This window comes from Streptomyces sp. NPDC034670 (genome assembly GCF_055574875.1).
In genome coordinates this window covers 42,390-46,310 of sequence record NZ_JBVITR010000049.1, presented here as the reverse complement: position 1 = coordinate 46,310, position 3,921 = coordinate 42,390, and the positions used below count along the sequence as shown (strand labels likewise).

Genomic DNA, 3,921 nt, shown 5'->3' with positions numbered 1-3,921 from the left:
GGGCTCCCCCCCCTCCTGTTCTCCCCCTCGTGTTGGTCTCGGGAGAGGGGGAGAGGCTTCGGGACAAGACCCCAAAAGAAGAAAAGGGAGACCGCCCCCCCCCCCCCCCCCCCCCCCCCCCCTCCTCCTGCCCGGGCCGGACGCGTCCCTCAGCCGAACTGGCCGGGCCGGTAGTCGCCGGCGGGCTGCCGGTTGATGACGTTGATGCGGTTGTAGGCGTTGATGACGGCGATGAGGGAGATCAGCGCGGCGAGCTGCTCCTCGTCGTAGTGCCGGGCGGCGTTCGCCCAGGCCTCGTCGGTGACCCCGCCGGCGGCGTCGGCGATCCGGGTCCCCTGTTCCGTCAGTTCCAGGGCGGCCCGCTCGGCCTCGGTGAAGACCGTGGCCTCCCGCCAGGCGGCGACCAGGTTCAGCCGCAGCGGGGTCTCTCCCGCCGCCGCGGCGTCCTTGGTGTGCATGTCGGTGCAGAAACCGCAGCCGTTGATCTGACTGGCCCGGATCTTCACCAGCTCCTGGGTCGCGGCCGGCAGCCTCGAGTCCGAGACCGCCCTGCCCGCCGAGTTGATGTGCCTCAGCACCCTGGCCGCGAGCGGGTTGCCGAAGAAGTCGAGACGTGCGTCCATGGTGGGCTCCTTGGTCGGTGTGCGCATCCGTGATGACGTACTCCTGACGTGACGGCCCTTCGGAATGTGACGGGCACACGGGTGTGACGTGCGTCTCCCCGGTGGGCGGCGTCGTCGCGGCCCTCGCTCGCGGGCCGCGGAACGGGCGATAACCTGGCCGCACGCCGGACCGGTCGGACCGACCGGACCCGGCACCCGTCCTGTCCCGACGGCCCGGTGAGGGCCGGGCGGATCCGGGAACAAGGGGGGGACGAGAAGCACGGACGGGGATGCGGAGCGTCGGTGAGCGAGCGTCGGGAACGCGACTGGACGGCCATGACGCCGGCGGACTTCGACCGGGACGCCCCCCTGTGCCTGAACGTGGGGGCCGGGCCCGTCGTGGTGCCGGCCGAGCCCGACGAGTACGGCACCCAGCCCCTGTTCGGGCAGGACGCCCCGCTCCGGCGCCCCGCACCGCGCCGCCCGCCGCGCCGGACCGACTCCGCCGAGCAGGAGCAGTTGTTCTGAGTTCCGGTGCGGGACCACGCGGGACCGGCCCGCCGGCCCCGCACCGCGCCGCCCTCCCGCGGCCCGGACCCGGCACCGCCGGGGGCGGCGGACGGGGGAGCGGCCGGCCGGCGGTGGCCACCTGATCTTCCCTGTCTCGACTCCCCGGACGGGGGTACGCGGACGGGGCGGTCGGGATCCGGCAGGAGGGGAGCGGGGAGGGGAACGCGGGGCACGGACGCCGCGGTGGCGGGACGCACCCCGCCGGGGCCGTCCCCGGGGGGAAGGCCCCGGCGTGAGACGCCGGCGGACGCAAGCCCTTCTCCCGCGCCCCGTCCCGTCGGACCGCCCGCAGCCGGCAACCGAACCCCCGGCCGCCCCGTCCGCGGCCGGCAGGACGTGGAGGAGCGTCACCCCCATGAGCGAGACCCACCCCATCAAGCGGGCAGCCCGGAAGATCACCGAAGGCCTGCAGGGCGACGCGGCCCCGGAGGACGGAGTCCCCGGCAAGCCGGGCCCCGAGTCGCCGTCCGTGGCCGAGCCGACCGGTCCCCGCGAGCCGCTGCCGCCCAAGCCGGACCAGAGCGGCCCGGCCACCATGTCGCCGACCGGCCAGGCCACCGGCGCCGACCAGGCCCGGGTGGCCCAGGCCGGGAGCCGCCTGACCACCGCTCAGGGCGTCCGGCTGTACGACACCGACCACTCGCTCAAGGCGGGCCCGCGCGGGCCCGTGCTGCTCCAGGACCATCACCTGCGCGAGAAGATCATGCACTTCGACCACGAGCGCATCCCGGAGCGCGTGGTCCACGCCCGCGGCGCGGGCGCGCACGGGATCTTCCGGAGCTACGGCACGGCGGCCTCCGTGACCAAGGCGGCGTTCCTCGCCGCGGACGTCGAAACGCCGGTGTTCACGCGGTTCTCCACGGTGGTCGGCTCGCGGGGGTCCGCGGACACCGTGCGCGACACCCGTGGTTTCGCGACGAAGTTCTACACCAGCGAGGGCGTCTTCGACCTCGTGGGCAACAACATCCCGGTCTTCTTCGTCCAGGACGCCATCAAGTTCCCCGACGTCGTCCACGCCGCGAAGCCGCACCCCGACCGGGAGATCCCGCAGGCGCAGAGCGCGCACGACACGTTCTGGGACTTCGTGTCGCTGCACACCGAGGCGACCCACCACACCATCTTCTTCATGGGCGACCGCGGCATCCCGCGCTCCTACCGGATGATGGAGGGCTTCGGCGTCCACACCTTCCGGCTGGTCAACGCCGAGGGCGAGACCACGCTGGTGAAGTTCCACTGGAAGCCCAAGCTGGGTGTGCACTCCCTGGTCTGGGACGAGGCACAGCTGATCAACGGCGTCGACCCGGACTTCCACCGCCGGGACCTCGCCGACGCCATCGAGGCCGGCGCCCACCCGGAGTGGGAACTGGGCATCCAGACCTTCCCCGACACCCCGGAGCAGACCTTCGAGGGCATCGACCTCCTGGACCCGACCAACATCGTTCCCGAGGAGCTCGCCCCGGTGCAGCCGATCGGGCTGCTGACCCTCAACCGGAACCCGTCCAACTTCTTCGCCGAGACGGAGCAGGTCGCCTTCCACGTCGGTCACCTCGTGCCCGGTATCGACATCACCGACGACCCGCTGCTCGCGGGACGGCTGTTCTCGTACCTGGACACGCAGATCACGCGCCTGGGCGGTCCCAACTTCCCGCAGCTGCCGATCAACCGGCCGCACGCGCCGGTCGACGACATGCTGCGCGACGGCATGCACCAGACGGCCGTGCACCGGGGCGTGGCCCCCTACCGGCCCAACTCCCTCGACGGGGGCTGCCCGTTCACCGCGGGAGCGGACACCGGCGCCTACGTCGAGACCCCCGTACGGGTCCCCGAGGCGACGAAGGTGCGCGAGGCCCCCGAGTCCTTCGCCGACCACTTCAGCCAGCCGAGGCGGTTCTGGCTGAGCATGAGCCCGGTGGAGCGCGAGCACATCATCGGCGCCTACACCTTCGAACTCGGAAAGTGCTACGAACAGGCCGTCAAGGAACGGACACTTCAGGTCCTGGCCAACATCGACCCCGAGTTGTGCGCCGGCGTCGCCGAGGGCCTCGGCCTGCCCGCGCCGGAGCCCACCGTGCCCCTGGCCGACGTCGAGCCGAGCCCGGCGCTCTCCCAGATCGGGCGGACCTGGCCCACGGACGGGCGCGTCATCGGCATCGTCACGGGCCCGGACGGCGACCTCGACGGCGTGCGCGCCGTGCGCGAGGCGGTGCTCGGGGCCGGCATGATCCCCCTGGTCGTCGCGCCGACCGGCGGCACCCTCGGCACGGGCGCGGACGCGGTGACCGCGCAGCGCAGCTACGTCACCGCCCGGTCCGTCGAGTTCGACGCCGTCCTGCTGGCGGGTGCGCCCCCCGCGGGCGACGACGCGTACGGTGCCCGCGACGCCAAGGCGGCGCCGTCCGCCGACCGGCGGACGGCCACCGACCCGCGGGTCGGCCTGCTGCTGTCCGAGGCCTTCCGGCACGGCAAGGCCATCGGTGTCTGGGCGGGCGGCGAGACCGCTCTCGAAGCGGCCGGCGTCCCCGCCGACGCGCCCGGCGTGGTCGTCGCCGGCTCCGGCCCCGCCGCCCTCGAACAGGTCGAGCGGCTGCTGCGCTCCCACCGCGTCTGGGAGCGCTTCACCACCCGGGTCTGACCACGACGCCGAGGGACCGCCGGAGGCGGGGGGGGGGGGGGGGGGGGGGGGGGGGGGGGGAGGGTGGGGGGGGGGGGGGGGGGGGGGGGGGGGGGGGGGGGGGGGGGGGGGGGGGGG

At 74.2% G+C, this 3,921-nt stretch carries 3 protein-coding genes; 2 read left to right on the top strand and 1 reads right to left on the bottom strand.

What is annotated here, in order from left to right:
- Positions 1–149: 149 nt before the first annotated feature.
- Positions 150–623, bottom strand: coding sequence for a carboxymuconolactone decarboxylase family protein (locus ACZ56B_RS26480; protein WP_468795607.1), 474 nt, complete (start codon positions 621–623; stop codon positions 150–152).
- A 282-nt stretch (positions 624–905) separates the two neighbouring features.
- Here ACZ56B_RS26480 and ACZ56B_RS26475 point away from each other — a divergent pair, with 282 nt between their 5' ends.
- Both ACZ56B_RS26475 and ACZ56B_RS26470 read left to right on the top strand, forming a co-directional pair.
- Positions 906–1,130 (top strand): hypothetical protein, encoded by a 225-nt coding sequence (locus ACZ56B_RS26475; protein WP_468795604.1) that lies wholly within the window; start codon positions 906–908, stop codon positions 1,128–1,130.
- Between the two features lie 397 nt (positions 1,131–1,527).
- A complete protein-coding gene (locus tag ACZ56B_RS26470; protein WP_468795601.1) occupies positions 1,528–3,804 on the top strand; it encodes a catalase in 2,277 nt (758 codons plus the stop codon).
- Positions 3,805–3,921: the final 117 nt, after the last annotated feature.